Origin of the sequence: Oceanobacillus sp. Castelsardo, assembly GCF_001659985.1 — a bacterium.
Taxonomy (GTDB): Bacteria; Bacillota; Bacilli; order Bacillales; family Amphibacillaceae; genus Oceanobacillus.
On sequence record NZ_LYCS01000004.1, the window covers coordinates 242,312 to 263,049 of the forward strand.

The 20,738-nt window shown below is 35.7% G+C and carries 18 protein-coding genes and 1 other annotated feature; of the genes, 4 read left to right on the plus strand and 14 right to left on the minus strand.

Annotation, left to right across the window (positions count from 1 at the left end):
• Positions 1-72: 72 nt before the first annotated feature.
• The 11 genes from A9178_RS09675 to tyrS all read right to left on the minus strand — a co-directional run bounded on the left by A9178_RS09675 (position 73) and on the right by tyrS (position 11,797).
• Positions 73-273: a hypothetical protein gene (locus A9178_RS09675; RefSeq protein WP_058950415.1), complete on the minus strand. Its 201-nt coding sequence runs from the start codon at positions 271-273 to the stop codon at positions 73-75.
• Positions 274-733: 460 nt separating this feature from the next.
• The gene (locus tag A9178_RS09680) at positions 734-946 is read right to left on the minus strand and encodes a hypothetical protein (RefSeq protein ID WP_068674740.1); all 213 of its coding nucleotides are present in this window, start codon (positions 944-946) and stop codon (positions 734-736) included.
• A gap of 714 nt (positions 947-1,660) precedes the next feature.
• Positions 1,661-2,530, minus strand: a complete 870-nt coding sequence (locus A9178_RS09690; protein ID WP_068674743.1) for a cation diffusion facilitator family transporter — start codon at positions 2,528-2,530, stop codon at positions 1,661-1,663.
• A gap of 305 nt (positions 2,531-2,835) precedes the next feature.
• Positions 2,836-3,255: a hypothetical protein gene (locus A9178_RS09695; RefSeq protein WP_068674745.1), complete on the minus strand. Its 420-nt coding sequence runs from the start codon at positions 3,253-3,255 to the stop codon at positions 2,836-2,838.
• A 13-nt stretch (positions 3,256-3,268) separates the two neighbouring features.
• Positions 3,269-4,270: an ABC transporter ATP-binding protein gene (locus tag A9178_RS09700; protein ID WP_068674748.1), complete on the minus strand. Its 1,002-nt coding sequence runs from the start codon at positions 4,268-4,270 to the stop codon at positions 3,269-3,271.
• Positions 4,263-5,288 (minus strand): ABC transporter ATP-binding protein, encoded by a 1,026-nt coding sequence (locus A9178_RS09705; RefSeq protein WP_068674749.1) that lies wholly within the window; start codon positions 5,286-5,288, stop codon positions 4,263-4,265. The genes A9178_RS09700 and A9178_RS09705 overlap by 8 nt, the downstream gene beginning before the upstream one ends.
• A 21-nt stretch (positions 5,289-5,309) precedes the next feature.
• A complete protein-coding gene (locus tag A9178_RS09710; RefSeq protein WP_068674751.1) occupies positions 5,310-6,167 on the minus strand; it encodes an ABC transporter permease in 858 nt (285 codons plus the stop codon).
• Between the two features lie 24 nt (positions 6,168-6,191).
• The gene (locus tag A9178_RS09715; protein WP_068674753.1) at positions 6,192-7,136 is read right to left on the minus strand and encodes an ABC transporter permease; all 945 of its coding nucleotides are present in this window, start codon (positions 7,134-7,136) and stop codon (positions 6,192-6,194) included.
• Positions 7,137-7,481: 345 nt separating this feature from the next.
• Positions 7,482-9,083: an ABC transporter substrate-binding protein gene (locus tag A9178_RS09720; RefSeq protein WP_068674755.1), complete on the minus strand. Its 1,602-nt coding sequence runs from the start codon at positions 9,081-9,083 to the stop codon at positions 7,482-7,484.
• An 18-nt stretch (positions 9,084-9,101) separates the two neighbouring features.
• A complete protein-coding gene (locus tag A9178_RS09725) occupies positions 9,102-10,265 on the minus strand; it encodes a M20 metallopeptidase family protein (protein ID WP_369801970.1) in 1,164 nt (387 codons plus the stop codon).
• 260 nt (positions 10,266-10,525) lie between these two features.
• Positions 10,526-11,797 carry a tyrosine--tRNA ligase gene (gene tyrS, locus A9178_RS09730; protein ID WP_068674759.1) on the minus strand — a complete coding sequence of 424 codons (1,272 nt, stop codon included), beginning with the start codon at positions 11,795-11,797 and terminating at the stop codon, positions 10,526-10,528.
• A 175-nt stretch (positions 11,798-11,972) separates the two neighbouring features.
• Positions 11,973-12,184, minus strand: a binding site (T-box leader).
• A gap of 122 nt (positions 12,185-12,306) precedes the next feature.
• Here tyrS and A9178_RS09735 point away from each other — a divergent pair.
• The 4 genes from A9178_RS09735 (at position 12,307) to A9178_RS09750 (ending at position 17,954) form a co-directional block, all read left to right on the plus strand.
• Positions 12,307-15,177: a transglycosylase domain-containing protein gene (locus A9178_RS09735; protein ID WP_068674760.1), complete on the plus strand. Its 2,871-nt coding sequence runs from the start codon at positions 12,307-12,309 to the stop codon at positions 15,175-15,177.
• A 309-nt stretch (positions 15,178-15,486) separates the two neighbouring features.
• A complete protein-coding gene (locus tag A9178_RS09740) occupies positions 15,487-16,140 on the plus strand; it encodes a GNAT family N-acetyltransferase (RefSeq protein ID WP_068674761.1) in 654 nt (217 codons plus the stop codon).
• On the plus strand, positions 16,141-16,797 hold the full coding sequence (locus tag A9178_RS09745) for an acetoin utilization AcuB family protein (protein ID WP_068674762.1): 657 nt from the start codon (positions 16,141-16,143) through the stop codon (positions 16,795-16,797). It begins immediately after the preceding gene.
• The gene (locus A9178_RS09750) at positions 16,794-17,954 is read left to right on the plus strand and encodes an acetoin utilization protein AcuC (RefSeq protein ID WP_068674763.1); all 1,161 of its coding nucleotides are present in this window, start codon (positions 16,794-16,796) and stop codon (positions 17,952-17,954) included. Before A9178_RS09745 ends, A9178_RS09750 begins: the two co-directional genes overlap by 4 nt.
• 55 nt (positions 17,955-18,009) lie before the next feature.
• Here A9178_RS09750 and motS read toward each other — a convergent pair whose 3' ends face one another.
• The 3 genes from motS to ccpA all read right to left on the minus strand — a co-directional run bounded on the left by motS (position 18,010) and on the right by ccpA (position 20,686).
• Positions 18,010-18,801, minus strand: a complete 792-nt coding sequence (gene motS / locus A9178_RS09755; RefSeq protein WP_068674764.1) for a flagellar motor protein MotS — start codon at positions 18,799-18,801, stop codon at positions 18,010-18,012.
• Positions 18,791-19,615, minus strand: coding sequence for a flagellar motor protein MotP (motP, locus tag A9178_RS09760; protein WP_068674766.1), 825 nt, complete (start codon positions 19,613-19,615; stop codon positions 18,791-18,793). The genes motS and motP overlap by 11 nt, the downstream gene beginning before the upstream one ends.
• A gap of 72 nt (positions 19,616-19,687) precedes the next feature.
• Positions 19,688-20,686, minus strand: a complete 999-nt coding sequence (gene ccpA / locus A9178_RS09765; RefSeq protein WP_068674767.1) for a catabolite control protein A — start codon at positions 20,684-20,686, stop codon at positions 19,688-19,690.
• Positions 20,687-20,738: the final 52 nt, after the last annotated feature.

Sequence of the window (20,738 nt, forward strand, 5' to 3'; positions counted from 1 at the left end):
CTCCGACAATATGACCAAATTTCGCCACTGTGTTATTGGGTTATCGCGCCCGATTGGTGAACAAAAGCTATCTTATTCTTCGATATTTATTAATTCCGCTTTAACTATTTGATATTTCGTTAATTCAACCGTTTGACCATCTTCATTTTCTACAGGAATAAAATCCGTTGTAATACCTGAATATCTACTGCTAATTGACCCTTCGATTCGTACATTTTTAAACTGCTCTCCAGTTGATACTGTAATGTTGTATACGTGTATCTTTTTCGCCATAATATCCTCTTCTCATTTTAAAGTCTTTTGCCCCTTAATCTAATTTAGATTTAGTATCAACTCCTCAACAATCTTGGCCCGATTGCCGTATATTATTTAGAATTGGTTAAGGCTTTTAAAGAGCCTTAATAAAAACATTAGTCAATAAACAAAGAAAAGATTTTGTCTATGACGTAGTTTGCTCACTACGCCACACATGACTACTAGAATAATACCTAACACATAGCCTGTATGTTCAAAAATGTTATAGGCGTTTAATATATACAAAGCAATTACTGCAACAACAACGCCTATTAATTTACGCTAGTCATTTCTTCTTATTTTTCCTTTTTTACTTTCAAAGTCATCTTTGTTGTCATTTTTATTCGCCATAAAACCACCTTATATATATGATGTTCAGTTCCATAATCATGGCCGGATTGAGGCACAACCTTCTTTCACAAAGATGTTCGTTCTTTACTTAATTTGTAAAATTGATTTTAAAGGCTTTTTTCCAAAAAGGAATCAATAAAACCAACAACAAAATGGAACCGCCTGCCGCAAGTAATTTAGCAGCAATTGCCGTTTGTTCAAAAAACGTATATATTCCGTAAAGAAACATTAGGGTAAGTATGGTGCCTCCAACGAAAAATCCTATATTTGGATTACTTGTATTTGAGTTATTTTGTTGCATTAGGATCACCTCTCTCTAACTAAAGTTTAACATAGCGTTATTCAACATAAGTAATGTTATCTACAGTATCACCGACAAAAAGATTGATAGAATGCACCTTTTTATCATTGTGTGTATGTATGCCAAGATAAGTGGTTAAGGACTTGACGTGGAGACTCTTTGGGTACGATTTGTCTTGAAAGGCTGAAGCAGTTGTTTCATTGGCAACCGAGCCTATCATACCCACCCCTCCACAAAGATAGAGAGTAGCCATTTTTATTACTGGTTTAAACGTTGATATATCAAGGGTTAAGAGATTCGTTGAGTTCTACTCTCGTTAATATTAGCATTAAGCATTTTAATGCAAATAAAACCCCTGAAATGTTGTTAAATCAACGTTTCAGGGGTTTTTCCGTTTTTATTTACTTTGCAAAATAAAGCATGATAATGCACTAACTAATTCAGAGCAAAAAATTATTAGCATGGGTGAAGGAATGGAAGGTAAAATCATTTTCTTGAGTGAAATTTTAATTTAGTAAGCTCAGATCAATGACTTTCCTAATATTTATTATTTAGGATTTCTGCAAGTTCTGGTAATATTATATTTTTCACCAATAATTCATATCCAAGATTCCAGCACAAACATTGTACGACAAGCTTAGGTTTAAATTTTAACTATTTCGGAACATAAAAATACCCCGAAAGTTAGATTTCTTACTCTAACTTTATGGGGTATTAATTCGGTTCAACATGTACATGAACATTATATATATCATTTACCTCTTTTAGTTTCCTTTCTACCTTTGAAGAGATATCATGGGCATCCTTAATATCTAATGTAGAGTTAACTAGAATCACAGCATCAACTACTACGTTATTTCCGTAATTTCTTGCCTTTAAATCCTTTACTCCCTTAACACCTTGAACTTGTAGAATAGTCTTTTTATAAGAATTAAGTAAGTTCTGATCAAAACCATCTGTTAACTGATGGGAAGCCCCTTTAAAAATATCCCAAGCGGTTTTACAAATAAGAATTGCAACAACGATTGCAGTTAAAGGGTCAAGCCAAGGTATGTTAAACTGAGAACCGAGAATTCCAATGGCTGTACCTACACTCACCCATGAATCCGAAAGATTATCTTTTGCCGCTGCCATTACTGAGTGACTTTTTATTTTTTTTGCTAGGTTTTTGTTATATCGATAAACAAAGAACATAACTACTGCCGAAAATACACCTACCCATGCAGATAAGATGTCAGGAGGTTCATGCCCACCTTGATATATTAAAGTGATAGCGCCAATCATTACTTGAATTCCTACAACCATCATAATAAATGATGCTATCATTGAAGCTACCATTTCTGCTTTCCAATGCCCATAAGGGTGATCCTCGTCTGCAGGTTTCTGTGATAATTTTAATCCTATTAACACTGCGATTGATGCTAGTATATCCGTTATATTGTTCAAGCCGTCTGCTTTTAATGCCTCCGAATTACTTACATTACCTATATAAAGTTTCAACACTGATAAACCTATGTATGAAATGATACTTACTATTGCACCACGCTCACCCATTTTAAGTTTTCGATATTTTTGTTCATCCATAGTAATTCCCTCCATAGACCACTTGAACATTATATCAAGTCAAATTCGTGTGGGTCTATAGAAATCTTATTAGGGTTGGTAATATTATTAAGAAATAACCAAAAAAGTTGCTCACAGGAAATATCATAAAAGTTAAAGAACGTCCTTGAATACATAAAATGTATGTAAATTGTTCGTTTTAAATCTATAACTATAAAAAAATATCAATTACGATAGTAAGATACCACTATTCGTAATTGATATTAATTTAACATTTAACATCTATTTTTTATATAAGATTAAGTGGGGATTTTAACTTTTACCAGTTAAATCAACTCAATATGAAGAACTGTCTTCTCGTCAACCGCTTCTTCTTTTACAGCCCAATTTTTAGAGAGAAGTTTTTTTATTTGATCACGTTCCTCTGTGTCAAGATCTAAACCTTTAATACCTTTTTCCACCGTTTGATAATCGATTCCTTCGATTCTATTAAATTTTAATTTTAATAAGTTTTTTAATCCATTAAAAGTAACGAATTTCACTTGATATCCATCATTAACAATGGTTTGAAAGGCATCGGGGTCTTTCTTCCTTAAGCTTATCAAATCACCAAAATCAAAAGTGTCATGCAGATCATTCCAAACTTCAATGTCCTTTTGTTCTACTAACTCTTGATTCGTGACCCCCTTACTTCTTAATGTTTCTATCATATATGCATCCATTAAAGAAATCTTTTGTAGCTCCATACAATTTCCCCTTTCATTGGCGGATAAACTCTTCTTGTTTGTTTTCCATCGGATAGAAGCATGACACATAATGGTCTGCTTCATTGTTTTCATCCAATGTAGGTACATTTCCTTTACAAAATTCTGTAGCAAATGGACATCTCGTGTGAAAAACACATCCACTTGGAGGATTAGATGGGGATGGTAGCTCCCCTTTTAACACAATTCGTTCACGTTTCTTTTCCTTCAAAGGATATGGTAAAGGAATAGCGGAAAGTAATGCATTTGTATAGGGATGACGGGCATTCTTATACAATGATTCACTATCAGACATCTCCATCATCTTACCTAAATACATCACACCCACTCTATCAGAAATATGTCTAATAACTGATAAGTCATGAGCAATAAATAGATAGGTTAGACCTAATTCTTCTTGTAAATCTTCCAATAAATTAATTACTTGAGCCTGAACGGAAACATCCAACGCACTTACTGGTTCATCTAATATAATTAATTTTGGATTTAGTGCAAGGGCACGTGCAATACCAATTCGTTGACGTTGTCCTCCAGAAAATTGATGTGGCAACTTCTTATAATCATCCGCTTTTAAACCTACTAACTCCATTAATTCCAGTACACGTTTTCTTAAATGATCTCTTTGGTTGTACGCTTTTAATGGTGCGGCAATAATATCTCCCGCCCTCATTCTTGGATTAAGGCTTGTGTAAGGATCCTGATAGACCATTTGTACATCTCGCCTTAGTTGGTGTAATTCTTTTGAATGATATTGTAAAATACTTTCTCCTTCAAATAAAATATCTCCGGAAGTTGGTTTTAATAAGCCAACGATGGTACGAGCAAGAGTACTTTTCCCACATCCAGATTCACCAACAATCCCTAAGGTTTCTCCCTTATTTAAAGTAAAACTTACGCCATTTACCGCTTTAACATAGTTTGTCGTTTTTTGAAATACTCCTTGTTTCAATGGAAAATGCATGTTCAAATCTCGTATTTCCAATAAAGGTTCAGACATGATTCAAATCCCCTTCCCGTTCTACATTTTCCATACGTTTCTTCGCTTCTTTAAACTCCATTTCGGATAAAATGCAAGCTACATAATGCTCAGGCGATCTTTTCGTTAATTCAGGATCAACCATCTTACATTGTTCCGAAGCAAATGGGCAGCGAGGATGAAAATTACACCCACTTGGTGGATGAATTAAATTTGGGGGATGCCCTTCTATATTAAGTAGACGATTACGAGATTCGGAATCAATACGGGGTAAGGACCTTAGCAACGACCATGTATAAGGCATGGAAGTACGATAAAAGATATCTTCCACGTCCCCCTTCTCTACAATTCTTCCTGAATACATGACAAGAACTTTCTCTGCCATTTGAGCAATGACACCCAAATCATGGGAAATAATAATGATAGCCGTACCATATTTTTCTTGAATATTTTTCATTAGTTCCAGGATTTGTGCTTGTATCGTAACATCAAGTGCTGTGGTTGGTTCATCCGCAATCAAAATCTTCGGATTACAAGCGAGTGCAATAGCAATAAGGACCCGCTGACGCATACCTCCTGAAAATTGATGTGGATATGCATTCATTCTTTTTTCCGGGTCAGGGATACCTACATCTGTTAATAATTCAATTGCTCTCTGTTTTGCTTTACTTTTCGGCAAATGATGGTGCGTCAATATCGCTTCCATCAATTGATCTCCGATTTTAAATACAGGATTTAGACTCGACATAGGATCTTGGAAAATCATCGCTATCTCTTTACCACGTATTTTCCGAAGTTCCTTATCTTGTAATTGGAGCAAATCTTTTCCTTCAAATATAATTTCTCCTTGCGGGTAGAATGTAGGGGGCTTCGGGTTAAGCTGCATGATAGAATGAGCTAGAACACTCTTCCCACTTCCCGATTCACCCACTATTCCGACTGTTTCACCAGGTTTAATAGTAAAGGACACTCCATCAACCGCTCTTACCACCCCATCTGTTGTATCAATATGAGCTTTCAAATTCTTTACTTCTAGCACCGTCTATCCCTCCCACTATAATCATGAAGCATATTGTTTTTTATGTTTGAACATTCGTTTTTTAGCTTTCTTCTTCCCCTTCGCATAAGGATCAAAGGCATCTCTGAGCCCGTCCCCTAATATATTTAATGCCAGGACAGTAATAACAATAAAAATACCAGGAAAAATGGAAAACCAAGGAGCCATCGTAATATAAATCTGCGCTTCTTGTAACATGTTCCCCCATGTTGGTATAGACGGCTCAACCCCAACACCTAAGAAACTTAGTGCTGCTTCTGCTAATATAGATTTAGCAAAAATAAACGTTCCTTGCACAATAATAGGAGATAAAACATTAGGAAGAATGTATCTAGACAAAATTACAGGATCTTTAATCCCCGAAGTTTTGGCAGCTTCAACATATTGAATATTTTTTACTTGAAGAACACTTGAGCGTACAACTCGTGTCATGACAGGCCAAAAAGAAAAGGTTAATGCGATAATAATATTCGTTACACTTCCACCTAAAGCTGCTACAAGGGCAAGCGCCAATAATAGTGAAGGAAAAGCTAACATCCCATCAATAATTCGCATAATAATAGAGTCTAATTTTTTATAATATCCTGCAATAAGACCGGTTATTGTTCCCAATATCGTTGAAAGCAAGGCAACCGTAAAGCCGACTAATAAGGAAACCCTCGCAGCTATTATGGTTTGACCAAATATATCTCGCCCAAAGTGGTCCGTACCAAACCAATATTCTGCGGAAGGCGCCATTAATCGTAGACTTGAATCCATAAAGCTTGGGGATACAGGAAGCCACCATGTAGCTGTTAATGTTGCTAATAGTAATAAAATTAAAAAGATGAAAGGAATAAGATTTCTTTTTCTTCTTAACACGTGAGCACCTCCTCTTTGACTTTATCAATCATAACGAATTCTCGGATCTAAAAAGGCATATAAAAGATCGACAATTAGATTAATGAGTACATAAACAAAGGCAATAACTAATACTACACCTTGTATTACTGGATAATCCCTGCGATGAATCGAATCGATTAATAACTGACCAACTCCTGGGATAGTAAATATCGTTTCAATAATTACGGTCCCTCCTAGTAGACCAGCAATTGTTACACCGATAACGGTTGTTGTTGGAATAAGTGCATTGGAAAACACATGCTTCATTAAAACTGTACTTTCTTTTACACCTTTTCCTCTTGCTGTTTTTGTATAATCCTGGTTCACCGATTCAAGCATACTATCTCGTAGCATACGAGCAATTAATCCGATTTCCACAGCAGCTAGAACTATACCTGGTAAAATTAAATGATGTAACCAGTCCATCAAACTTTCCGAAATGGATATATAACCAGCTACCGGAAAAATAGGTATGGTGACACCAAAAACAAGAACTAGCAGTAACGCTAACCAAAACTCTGGAATGGAAGTTCCTAGTAAAGAACCTGATAAAAATAATGGATCCAACATTGTATTACGTTTCCATACAATAAATATAGCAGTTGGTATTGCAACGAGCAGGGTTAGTAACATTGATATAACCATAAGACTAAATGTCGGACCAATTCGTTCTGAAATGATTTGTGTTACTGGTTCCTCAGAATAGATTGACTGTCCTAGATCACCTGTAAAAATACTTCCTAACCAATCAAAATATTGGGCAACTTTCGGTTTATCAAGTCCTAATTGTTGTTCTAATTGTTCAATTGCTTCCGGTGAACTATCTTCCCCTAAAATAAGATAAGCCGGATTACCTGGAGTTAGATGAACAATCATAAATACAATAATACTAACAATTAATAAAACGGGAATGATAGCTAAAAGTCTTCGTAACGTGTAACGTAACACTTTTGTCCCTCCTTTATATGAATCTATGAAAAGCACAAAGGCGAAAGCGGCCGTTAGCAACGTACAAACTGGAGCACTTCGCAATGAGATAAAGGAAACATGCCCCTTAATAGGGGTATGCCGACGTTGGCCGCAAAGGCCGTACTTAGTCGGCCTTCCTTTAGTACCTCAAACCGATGTTGACTTATCGTAGTGTAGAAGTGTGAAGTTTGTACGTTGCTGGGCGCTGGAGCCGGACGTGGCTATTCCTTAAAAAGAAATTTTCCACTTCTCACCATTTTATAGTTTCCTAAATAAAACAAGGGAGCCAGTGTCATGGAAAACCGACAGTGACTCCCTTTAGACTTATTTATTCTTATAAGTATTCCAGAATCGTGGACCAATCCAAGCATCATAATCTTGAATTTCGTCACTCATTATATCTAATGTCGTTTCATTCGCAACTTTTAAGAAAGGAAGTTCGTCATATACCGTTTGGTTCATTTCTGCTAATATTTCTTGTCTTTCCTCAGAAGAAGCTGCTAACCCCCATTGATCCATTAATTCTGACCAACGCTCACTGTTGTACCAACCACTACTACCCGTATCTTGAACAAGGAACCCTAACTCGTTTGGTGAAAATCTAGTAGAATATCCAATAACAACGATGTCCCAATTACTAGGGTCTTGCCATCTCTCAAGATACGTCGCCCATTCATATGGATCAAGCTTAACAGTAAACCCTACCTCTTCAAGTTGTTGTTGTATCATTTGGGCAATACGTTTATATGTTTCCGTGTTATTAGCATACATAATTGTGATAGGTTCACCATTATAATCGGACTCTTCTAGTAATTCTTTTGCTTTATCCGGATTATGCACCAAATAAGCATCTATCCCTTCACCCGAATATAATTCTGTTTGGGTTGGATCAAAAAGTGCCCCATCCATCGCGTAAAACTCTTCATTCCCATATGTTGATTGAGCGATTGCCTCTTTATCCACTGCCTGGTTTAATGCTTGACGTACTTTTAAATCATCAAATGGCGCTTCTGATTTATCAGGTATAATCATTGAATAACCATTAATGTACGTTACTGGATTGGTATTTGGTGTTGTTTCAATGACTTCGTATAAATCTGTTGGTATGGCTTGGGCATAATCATATAAATCTGTTTTTAACCCATTCAATTTCACTTGTGGATCTTTTACAATTAAAAAGTTTAGTTGATCAAGGGTTGCTTCCTTCTTGCCTGTAAGTCCTCCCCAATCGGTTTCTACACGCTGTGAATATTCGTCAAACTTAGATAGAACAATTTCATTGCCACGTTCCCATTTTTCAAATTGGTATGGTCCTGTCCCAATAAGCTGTTCTGGAACTAGTGGTTTTTCCCCTGCTTCTTCAGCAATTGCTTTTGGAATAATTGCTAACCCTGTTTTCGGTGCTGCCATATCGTCAAGAAAACCGTTATACACTTCATTCAATGTAATTTCTACCGTTAATTCATCGACTTCTTTCACGTCTTCGATATATTCACTGGCAACTTTTCCTACTGAAGATACGAGTCTCCATCTTTCAATGGATGCTACTACATCTTCTGCTGAAACAGTTGTACCATCATGAAAATTCACATCTTCTCTAATGGTTATTGTGTAAACCTTTTGATCATCTGAAATGCTATACTCCTCTGCAATCATTGGCTTAACAGCAAAATCTTTATCAAGAGCTACTAATGTTTCAAATATATGCCAAGCAATGTCCCTAGTCGGACTTGAAGCATTTTGCATAATATCTAATGTATCTGGCTCATTAGCATAGGCAATATCAAGTGTTCCACCAGTTTGTTTTTCTTCAACTTCCGTATTTCCATCTCCCGTTTCTTCACTTGAACTTTCATTACTACATGCCACTAAAACCAGTGCCAATATGAATATAGTAAAAAGTTTTAAAGTATGTTTTATATGCACGCTGATCTCCCCTAGTAATTAGTCAACTAAATAGTGTGAAATAATTTTAATAAATGCCTTTTCAATATTAAGTAAAGCCCTCTCATCTATATCAAATTTCGGATGATGGTGAGGGTAGTGAGTGCTTTCGCTTTCATTTCTAGATCCTACTCTGAAATACGTTCCAGGTTTTTCTTTTAAAAAGTAAGCAAAATCCTCCGCTCCCATTGTTGGTTCCAATGCAACAATTTCTTCTTCATTAAATACTCCTTTTAAAATACGATCTACAGTTGCTGTCTCTTCAGGATGATTAAATAAAGATGGATAACCACGTAAAAAGTCAATTTCACAGTTTGCTTGATTAGCGTTTGCAATTCCCTTTACGATAGAACGAATTTCCTTTTCAACTAAATCACGCACATCCTCATCGAAGGTTCTAACTGTTCCCTCAATTTTAGCTTCATCTGGAATAACATTAAATGCAGCACCAGATTGGAATACCCCCAACGTAACAACGGCAGATTTCAACGGATCCACTCTACGGCTTACAATTTTTTGCAAGGATTGAACAATTTCACTGCCAATAACAATTGGGTCAATCGCTTCATGCGGTCTAGCACCGTGTCCCCCATGCCCTTTCACAGTTATCTCAAACTTATCTACTGCAGCCATTTGATACCCATCACCAACAGCAACTTGACCTAGCGGGAGCTCTGAAGCAAGATGAGCAGCAAATACATAATCCACTTCATCAAGTATCCCTTCCTCAATCATAAATTTTGCACCACCTGGCGGCTTCTCCTCAGCTGGTTGGAAAACGAAGAGAACTTTTCCCTTTATTCGATTTTTATATTTACTTAGTGCTTGTGCCGTCCCTAGAAGTGCTGCTGTATGACCATCATGTCCACAAGCATGCATGACACCCGGATTTTCGGATGCATACGGAGTGTTATTTTCTTCATGTATAGGTAAAGCATCGAAATCCGCACGTATAGCGATTGTTTTCCCCGGCTCTTCCCCTTCTAATTCCGCAACAATCCCATGGCCACCTATTTCCGTTTTCACAGGTAATCCAAAGCTTCTCAATCTTTCTTCTATAAATGAGGCAGTATTTTTTTCTTCAAATGATAACTCTGGATGTTTATGTAAATGTCTTCGCCAATTCTGAACGTCCGAAAATTGACCATCAACTTCATCAAAAATGGATGAAAATTCTTTAACTTTACTCAAATAAATCCCCCCACACTCTATTTTGATTATTATTTTTTTAAATTTATAAATAATAATAACCACATTATTCCTAGTTGTCAACTAGGTTTAGGGTATTTTTTATAGAAAAAAGTTAAATTTTTACTATCTTTATATAATACCTTGGATACATTTATCCCCTAGCAATTTTCTCAATAAAAAAAATACACTGACCATGTATAAGTCAATGTATTTTTGATTAGATCCCCCCCCAATTAATTAAAGGAGATTAAGAAATATTTTTTCTTCCCACGACGGATAATAGTGAATTTCTCTTCAATACGGTCTTCAGCAGTCACAGTATATTGAATATCTTGCTGACGTTCACCATTAATGGAAACTGCCCCATTAGAAATGTCTTCCCTTGCTTGACGCTTGGATGAAGAAATTTTTGCATTTACTAATAGATCAACTAGACCTATATCTTCTTTTGCCATTTCAAAAGTTGGTACATCTTTAAAACCTTGTTCAATGTCATTGGCAGATAATTGTTTTAATTCTCCACTAAACAATGCTTCTGTAATTTTTTGCGCTTGTGTTAAAGCCTCTTCACTGTGAACTAATTTAGTCATTTCTTCTGCAAGGCGTCTTTGAGCTACACGATTTTCCGGATGATTAGCGACTTCACTTTCCAATTGAGAAATTTCTTCTTCATTTAAAAATGTAAAATACTTAATAAACTTAATAACATCACGATCATCTGTATTAATCCAGAATTGATAGAATTCATACGGAGTGGTCTTTTCCGGATCAAGCCATATTGCTCCACCAGCTGTTTTACCAAATTTAGTTCCATCCGCTTTTGTTATTAATGGAACAGTTAAACCATATACTTTTATTTCATCATCTTGATTTTCCCTTGCACGGCGAATCAATTCCATTCCAGCGGTAATATTCCCCCACTGATCACTTCCACCTATTTGTAATGTTACATTTTCTTCTTCATATAATTTCATATAATCTAAAGACTGTAAGAGCATATAACTGAACTCAGTAAATGAAAGCCCGTGTTCGATACGCGTAGAAACGGATTCCTTGGCTAACATATAATTAATACTAAAATGTTTACCCACATCTCTTAATACATCAATAAAAGTTAATTTTCCTAACCAATCATGATTATTTCGTACTTTCACAGAACTTTCATTGTTCTCCACTTTTAAAATTTTATTTATTTGCTTTTTTAATGAATCTGCGTAATGTTGTACTGTTTCAGGTGTATTTAATGATCTTTCCGTGGAACGTCCACTTGGGTCACCTATCATCCCAGTTCCACCACCAACTAGAGCAATGGGATTATGACCAGCTAATTGGAATCGCTTCAGCATAATTAATGGTACTAAGTGACCAATATGTAAACTGTCTGCAGTAGGGTCAAAACCACAATACAAACTTACCTGGTTAGTTTCTAAATGTTTGATTAAACCTTCTTGATCGGTAGTTTGTTGAATTAGTCCACGCTTTTCTAAATCTTTTATAATATCCACTTCATGCACTCTCCTTTTTTTATTAGAAAACTTGGCATTCGTCAAGCCTTTCGGCGAATGCCTTAGTTGCACTTATGCAATTCTTTACGGTGGGGCGAGTAATCGGAGCCCCAGACGGGAAAGATTTTATACTTTCCTTACTGCTTAAATAAAAAAACTCATCCCTTTACTATAATAAAGGGACGAGTTTTCGAACACGCGTTACCACCCTTGTTGCACAGTTGTGCCACTCGGTCTTTGTTATCGATGTTTCCACCGTTTCTTTCATTTAAGAAAAAAATTGCTCCAGAACGTAATTCGCTTTACAAATATATACTAGTTTCCACCGACCACTAGCTCTCTTTGATAGGGATCTGTAAAACTACTTCATTCTTTCTTAGCTACATACATATATATAGAATGTTATTAATAATCTTTATCATATTCATTATTAAAATGCAACTAAATGCATCTATCTCGAAAAATATACTTATGTTATAATTATAAAAGAATTTTAGGGGGTTTTGCAAATGAAACTGAAAGAAATGTTTCATCAATTAAAAACGAAAACTAATTCAGCATGGAATACCTTTAAAAACTATGAATCTATCAATAAAGTAATAACAATATGGAAAACTGGTAAAATCCAGAAAACTTCACGTATTACATATGATGTTGTTTGGAATATCATATTATTCTTTTTAATTATAGGTTTTATAGGTGCATTCTTTGTTGGAGGGTTAGGTGCAGGTTACTTTGCCTCCCTTGTAAAAGATGAGTCCATTCGTAGCTATGAGGATATGAAGAAAGATATCTATAATTATGAAGAAACATCGAAATTATATTTTGCTAATAATGTTTATATAGGAGATGTACGAGCAGAACTTTATCGAGAAGAAACGACCCTTGATAAAATATCTCCTACATTAGTTCAAGCCGTTATTGCAACGGAGGATGAATATTTTGAAGAACATCAAGGTATTGTGCCAAAAGCTATTTTTCGTGCCTTATATCAAGAAGTATCCAATGCAAGTATGCAAAGTGGTGGTAGTACACTCACTCAGCAATTAATAAAAAACCAAATTCTTACAAATGAAGTATCTTTTGAACGTAAAGCAAAGGAAATGCTTTTAGCATTACGTTTGGAACGTTTATTTGAAAAAGATGAAATATTAGAGGCGTATTTAAACATTGTTCCATACGGACGTAATTCATCTGGTGGAAATATAGCGGGCATCCAGACAGCTGCACAAGGTATTTTTGGTATTAATGCTGATGAAGTAAATCTTGCTCAGGCTGCATATTTAGCAGGACTGCCACAAAGTCCGTCCTACTATACTCCATTTAAAAATAGTGGTGGTTTAAAAGAAGAGGAAGGAATCAATCCTGGACTAAATCGGATGAAAATTGTATTAAACCGGATGCTTGATATGGAATATATTACAAATGAGGAATACGAAGAAGCAATAAACTATGATATTGTTGCCGATTTTAAAGAAGAGGAAAAATCGCCGCATGAAAAATATCCAATCTTAACTAGAGAAATTCAATCAAGGGCAACGGATATTATCATGTACCACTTAGCCGAAAAAGATGGATATTCTAAAAAAGACCTTGAAAAAGATGATAAGAAGTTAGAAAAAGAATACAAAGAATTAGCAGCTAGAGCAATCCAATCAGATGGATATAAGATTCATTCAACCATTGATAAAGGGATTTATGATGCATTCCAAGAAGTTGCAGCTAATTATCAGTATTATGGAGATGATCGGTATACAACTGTCGATGGAAAAAAAATACTTCAATCCATTCAAGCTGCAGCTGTGCTTTTTGACAATAAAAGTGGAAGAATTATAAGCTTTCTCGGTAATCGTGATTATAGTGAAGATAATCAAACAAACTACGCAACATCTAAAAGACAGATTGGTAGTACATCGAAACCAACAGTAGTTTATGGGCCAGCATTAGAATTCGGAGTAGTTCAACCTAGTACAACCATAGTGGATGAACCGAGAAGTTGGGGTAAGTACTCACCTAAAAACTATGGTGGCGGAAATTACGGCACGGTCACTGTAAGAAAGGCTTTAGCTAGTTCTTACAATATCCCCGCGGTAATTACCTATGATAAAATACTCTCAAAAGACCCTGCTAGTTATTTAGAAAAAATGGGTGTTACTTCTTTAGTAGAAGAAGACCATTATAACCTATCATTTGCACTCGGGGCCTCTAAATACGGTGTACCTGTTGAAGAAAACATTAATGCTTATACCACATTTGGTAATAACGGGAAATTTGCAGACGGCTATATGATAGAAAAGATTACAACAGCAGATGGCGATCTAGTATATGAACATGAGACGGAACTTGTTGATGTTTTTTCACCGCAAACAACATATCTAACATTGGATATGATGCGTGATGTATTATCAAGTGGTACGGGAACTTATGTAAAATCTAGATTAAAATATGGTGGTGTTGATTGGGCTGGTAAAACAGGGACATCACAAGATTATAAGGATGCATGGTTTATTGCCACCAATCCGAACGTAACGTTTGGAACGTGGCTCGGTTATGAATATCCAGCTTCGATTTATAGTAGCTCTACTTCTTTAAGTTACAGCCAGCGCACTCAAAATTTGTGGGCTCAATTAATAAATGCAGCTTCTGATATCAATCCCGTACTTATAGCACCTTCTGAGAAATTTAAACAGCCAGATGGTATTGTATCAAGAAGCTACTGCAGCATTTCAGGTAACCTCGCTTCTGATTTGTGTCAAAAAGCTGGATTAGTGAAATCGGACATCTATAATTCCCAATATGTTCCAACGAAAGTTGATGACAGCTTAATTGCTGGTTCACAAATCGTTCTCGGTGGAAAAGCTGTTGCAGCAGGTTCTAATACTCCTCAAGAATTTGTATTAGGAAATGGCCTGATGTTTAACCCTGAATGGTTAGAACGTAACGGAATTAAAAGTGTAAGTAAACTAATCCCTCGAAACGAAACAGATAAATGGCAACGAATAGGTGCTCCTAGAGGTCAAATAGCATCATATAAGATTGAAAATGACGGTAAAGCTCCAGTAGCACCAACGTCTGTAAACTATTCGGATAATAAGCTTAAATGGAGTAGACCCGACTCGGGTGACATAGTAGGGTACCGTGTTTATCGCAAATCAAAACCTGACGGAAACTTTGAACTTGTTGGAAACACTTCAAGCACCGAATTCTCTGTTGAAACTGACGACGGGACTTATCAAGTAAAAGCAGTTGATTATTTCGGCTTAGAGTCGGAGCCCTCTAATGAAGTTGTAATTGGCAAAACTTCTGAATCAACTGAAGAAACAAAGCCGGAAAAAGTAAAAGAAGACAAGGAACAAAAAAAGAAAGAAAAGCAAGAGTAGTAGTCCCAATCAGAAAGCTATCTCATACTAAAGAAGATACTCGTTATGGAGTATCTTCTTTTTTTCTAATACATTCATTAGAAAACTAGACATTCGCCAAGCCTTTGGGCGAATGACTAAGTTGCACTTATGCAAATCTTTACGGTGGGACGAGTAATCGGAGTCCCAGACGGGAAAGATTTAATACTTCCCTACCTGCGAACACAAATTAAAAATCATTTACGAAAATGTTATAAAAGACTAAAAAAATTTTGAATTATCTTGTATACTATAGATAATACGGATGACCTGAAATTAGGTGGTGAAAACATGGAACACATCAAGAACTATTATAAGATGCAACGCGAGACCTCAACAGATACTATAGTGATTGAGGGTCCACTCACTACAACTGAATTACAGCAATATCATTTTCATGATAAATTAACTGCATTCAGACCAGCCCATAAACAATTTGAGGCTATCCAAAAAATTGCTGACTTTCCAGAGGGCAGAATAATAGTAGCTCGTACACAGGATACTATAATCGGTTATGTTACTTACGTCTATCCCGATCCACTCGAAAGATGGTCAGAATTTAATATGCAGGACTTGATTGAATTAGGAGCAATAGAAATTATACCGCAATTTCGTGGTGAAAAAGTTGCTTCAAACCTTCTAGAGATTTCGATGCGTGATGAATTTATGGAAAATTATATAATAATTTCTACGGAATATTATTGGCATTGGGATTTAGAAGGAACCAACTTAAGTATATGGAATTATCGGAAAATTATGGAAAAAGTGATGGCAGCTGGCGGATTATTACCCGCTCCAACAGACGATCCGGAAATTATCTCTCATCCTGCGAATTGTTTAATGGTCCGTATCGGAAAAAATGTTCCGGAAGAATCTGTAAAGAAGTTCGATGAATTACGATTCCTATCCAAAAATAAGAATCGTTCTTTTAGGGAGGGTTTATAGATGTTAGTCGAGGAAATCATGAAAACAGAGGTGATTACTTTACCACCAAATGCAACGATAGCTAGCGCCTTACAATTATTACAAGAACATCGTATTCGCCATATACCAATCGTCAATAGAAACAACGAAGTAATTGGTATTGTTTCTGATCGTGACGTAAGGGATGCTAGCCCCTCTGTCTTCATAAAAAATGAAAGTACCGAACATAGTGAATTAGATAATGAAATAAAAATGATTATGAGTACACCTGTTATTACCATTCATCCGCTTGATTTTGTAGAAGAAATTGCGCGTGTATTTTACGATAAGGAAATTGCTTGTTTACCAGTTGTGAATGAAAATAAATTAGTCGGTATTGTAACAGAAAAAGACATGTTATATACTTTAATTCAATTAACAGGAATTACTGTACAAAGTTCCGTTATTGAGGTAAAAGTTCCAGATATACCAGGAATTATTCCAAAGGTTGCAACTGTTTTTGGAAAACGTAAAATAAATATTGCATCCGTATTAGTATACCCATATAAAAACGATCCAAATTTTAAAATACTTGTTTTTCGTATCCAAACTATGAATCCGCTTCCAATAATTCAGGACTTGCGAAATGCTGGCTACAGATTACTTTGGCCTAATAATATTCCGGAGCCAAAAGCATGAAAAAGAACGCAGCTTTTATATTTTCTAATAAATTTTTAAATTACCACTTTCATGAAAAGCACCCATTTAATCAAAAACGACTTCAATTAACAAAGGAATTATTGGAACAATCGAATGCATTAACTTCTGAAGATTTAGTTTTACCAAGAGAAGCCTCAGATAAAGAAATAGCATTATTTCATGATGAGGACTATATAGAAGCCGTTAAAAGGGCAAGTTTTGGCCAATTAAGTGATGATGAAAAAAGTGAATTCGGTCTTGGTACGGAAGACACTCCCATTTTTGAAGGTATGCATGAAGCATCTGCCTTACTAGTCGGAGGTTCATTAACAGCCGTAGATGAGGTACTAAATAGACGTGTCAACCATTCTTTGAATTTGGGCGGTGGACTACATCATGGATTTAAGCGCAAAGCCTCTGGATTTTGTATTTATAATGATGGAGCTATTGCCATTAGATATATAAGAAAGAATTATAATTTAAGGGTATTGTATGTTGATACGGATGCCCATCATGGTGATGGTGTGCAAAGCGCTTTTTATGATGACCCTGATGTGTGTACATTTTCTATTCATGAAACAGGTAGATATTTATTCCCGGGCACAGGAAATGTGGACGAACGAGGAATTAAAAAAGGATTTGGTTATACATTTAATCTTCCCATTGATGCTTTTACTCAAGATGAATCCTTTTTGGAAGTTTATGAAGCTGCGATAAGAAAAATTGCGAAATTCTTTAAACCCGATATTATAGTTACACAAAATGGAGCAGATGCACATACATACGACCCCCTAACCCACCTTTGTACTTCTATGAAAATATATGAACGTATTCCTGAAATTTCCCATGAATTAGCCCATGAATACTGTGGAGGTAGATGGATTGCCCTTGGAGGTGGAGGCTACGATATTTGGCGAGTTGTTCCTAGAGCATGGGCGCAAATTTGGAATGTCATGAAGATGGATACAATCAACACAGGTCCTCTCCCACGTACATGGATTGAAAAATGGCAAAGAGAATCAACTGTAAGTATTCCTAATCATTGGCATGACACAAACATAGAAGCATTCCCCTACATCCCTAGAAAATTAGAAATTAGTGAAAAAAATAGTAAACTACTAAATCAACTATTGAAATATACTTTCCATGTCCAGTAATAGGAGTAGCACCGTTTCAAATCAAACTTTTTATTAAAAAGAGCAAGATGCTAATCTATTCAGCCTCTTGCTCTTTATATTCCATGATTACAATTTCTACTCTCCTATTTTGACTCCAGTTTTTTTCAGAGTCGTTTGGAGCTATTGGTCTTGTATCAGCATAACCAACAGATGAAAATCTTTTATCATCTAAATCATATTCACTAGTTAAATAGCGAATGACGCTACCAGCACGTGCAGCTGATAATTCCCAGTTCGATGGATACCTATAGCTTATTATCGGCCTTGAATCTGTATGTCCTTCTATACGCACTTTATTAGGTACATCTTTTAAGAAAAGTCCTATCTTATCTAAAAAGGATTGAGCTGAATCTAAAACAGTCGCCTCTCCGGTTTCAAATAGGATACTTTCCTGTAAAACTAATACAACACCTTCATCAGAACGATTAGCCGAAATTACGCCATTTAAATTATTTTCATCAAGAAAAGACTCTACCTCACTTACTAGGTTGTCAAGGGAATCTTCCTCTGTCGCAGGATTTTGCTCATTTGAATTACTTTTTAATTCATCAAACTCACTATCATTATCCCCAGTTTGATTATCTTCTTTATCATGTTTAGATTGATCAGTAGGATTATCTAACGGAACCATCGACGGATAAAAGTCAAAAAGCATTCTATTCTGGAATGATTCCTGGACCGCTTCAAATCGGGCTTCATCAAGGTTTGACATAGCAAATAATAAAATAAAGAAAACTAAAACTAATGTTACCATATCCGAATAGGTAGTCATCCACTTTGGTGCACCTGTTTGTTTATTTGACTTCCTATTTCTCCTACGCTTCATTGACGCTTTCTCCTACGAGATTAGAAGTTTCGCTCATCTTTTGCTTCTCTAGATCCTCACTCGAAAGAAAAGCATTTAATTTTTCCTCAAGGATACGTGGATTCTGCCCGGATTGTACACCAATAATTCCCTCAATTATAATTTGCTTATAAAAAGTTTCTTCTTCCGTTTTCCCCTCTAACTTATTTGCCATCGGCGTGAAAACAAGATTAGCTAACACTGTTCCATACAATGTTGTCAGTAAGGCCACAGCCATAGCTGGTCCTAAAGTTGATGGATCAGTTAATTTATTTAGCATCAATACAAGTCCAATTAACGTACCTATCATTCCCCATGAAGGTGCGTATTCAGCTGCCTTTTCAAATAAAGACCTACCTTTTGCATGTCTTTCTTCCAATGCTATAATTTCTGCTTCTAGAATGTCATTAATCACTTCAGGTTCGACACCATCTACAACAAGTAATATACCTTTTCGTATAAACGGATCATCAATTTCATCTAAATGATTTTCTAAAGCTAATATGCCCTCTCTTCTTGCCCTTTCAGCTAATCGAGAAAAAAGATCAATAAGATCAGGTAACTGCATACTATTTTGAAGTGAAGTTGCTTTAAACAATTTGAAAATTAATTTGAGTTGTTCCATTTTAAAAGTAATTAACATGGAGGCAATTAAGCCACCGATTACAATTAAAATACTTGATAGATCAACAAATGATATAATACCTTCTGTACCGCCACTTGAAAGTATGGCTAGCATAATTACTATAAAACCAAATGTAATGCCGATAGGAGTTAATATATCTTTTTTACTCATTTTCTAAATCTCCCCAACTATCTAAAAGTATAGATGAATGTAATTTACATCCATCTATATCTTTTATCGGCATCATTTTTCTAAAGTTGAATTTCTTATCTCAATTCTATGGGGTAATATAACATTTTTTTCTGTAACTTCTTCTTTGTTCATAAATTTTGTCAATAAACGCATAGCAACTGCACCGATATCATACATCGGTTGTACCACTGTTGACAGTGTTGGACGTACCATAGTGGCAAGTCTAGTATTGTCAAACCCAAAAATTTCTACATCATTTGGAACATTATACCCCATATCTTGAACACCATGGATAACACCTAATGCCATTTCATCAGAAGCGACAAAAACAGCCTCTGGTTTATCCTCCAAAGCAGCTAATTGTTTAGCTGCTTCAAGTCCAGATTCATAAGAATAATCACCTTGTACAATGAATTCTTCCTTCATCGTAACATTCGCTTCGGTTAATGCACGTTCATAACCAGCAAATTTATGTTTACTGATACTTGAATCTTCCCCGCCACCTACATATGCCGGGTTTTTGCCTTTATCAACAAAATGTTTAGTTGCTTCATAAGCAGCTTCTTTATAATCAATATTAACGGATGCCAATTCCTTTGTATCATCATAAGTTGCTGCTAGCACAATCGGAACATTTGAAGTATTAAATTGTTGCAAATGTTCTTCTGTAATGGTTCCACCCATAAATAATATTCCATCTACTTGTTTTTCTAACATTGTATTTATTAATGCTAACTCTTTATCTTTATTTTGGTCTGAGTTACTTAAAATAACATTATATTTATACATTGTTGCAATATCTTCTATTCCACGAGCCAATTCTGAAAAGAAAATACTGGATATATCTGGAATGATTGCCCCTACAGTAGTTGTCTTTTTGCTAGCTAATCCTCTAGCTACTGCGTTTGGTCGATAACCTAAACGTTCTATTGTTGCCAAAACCTTTTTACGTGTTGTCGGCTTTACATTGGGATTTCCATTAACTACTCTCGAAACCGTAGCCATAGATACATTAGCTTCTCTTGCTACATCATAAATTGTTACAGTCATTACTGTGTTACCTCCTATATTCCTAAATCCAGTTCTTTTGTTTATATCATAC

Bases quoted from the DNA above. Each gene is read 5' to 3' on its own strand.
- A9178_RS09675 (WP_058950415.1), bottom strand. From the start codon at position 273: ATGGCGAAAAAGATACACGTATACAACATTACAGTATCAACTGGAGAG.
- A9178_RS09680 (WP_068674740.1), bottom strand. From the start codon at position 946: ATGCAACAAAATAACTCAAATACAAGTAATCCAAATATAGGATTTTTC.
- A9178_RS09690 (WP_068674743.1), bottom strand. From the start codon at position 2,530: ATGGATGAACAAAAATATCGAAAACTTAAAATGGGTGAGCGTGGTGCA.
- A9178_RS09695 (WP_068674745.1), bottom strand. From the start codon at position 3,255: ATGGAGCTACAAAAGATTTCTTTAATGGATGCATATATGATAGAAACA.
- A9178_RS09700 (WP_068674748.1), bottom strand. From the start codon at position 4,270: ATGTCTGAACCTTTATTGGAAATACGAGATTTGAACATGCATTTTCCA.
- A9178_RS09735 (WP_068674760.1), top strand. From the start codon at position 12,307: ATGAAACTGAAAGAAATGTTTCATCAATTAAAAACGAAAACTAATTCA.
- A9178_RS09740 (WP_068674761.1), top strand. From the start codon at position 15,487: ATGGAACACATCAAGAACTATTATAAGATGCAACGCGAGACCTCAACA.
- A9178_RS09745 (WP_068674762.1), top strand. From the start codon at position 16,141: ATGTTAGTCGAGGAAATCATGAAAACAGAGGTGATTACTTTACCACCA.
- A9178_RS09750 (WP_068674763.1), top strand. From the start codon at position 16,794: ATGAAAAAGAACGCAGCTTTTATATTTTCTAATAAATTTTTAAATTAC.
- motS (WP_068674764.1), bottom strand. From the start codon at position 18,801: ATGAAGCGTAGGAGAAATAGGAAGTCAAATAAACAAACAGGTGCACCA.
- motP (WP_068674766.1), bottom strand. From the start codon at position 19,615: ATGAGTAAAAAAGATATATTAACTCCTATCGGCATTACATTTGGTTTT.
- ccpA (WP_068674767.1), bottom strand. From the start codon at position 20,686: ATGACTGTAACAATTTATGATGTAGCAAGAGAAGCTAATGTATCTATG.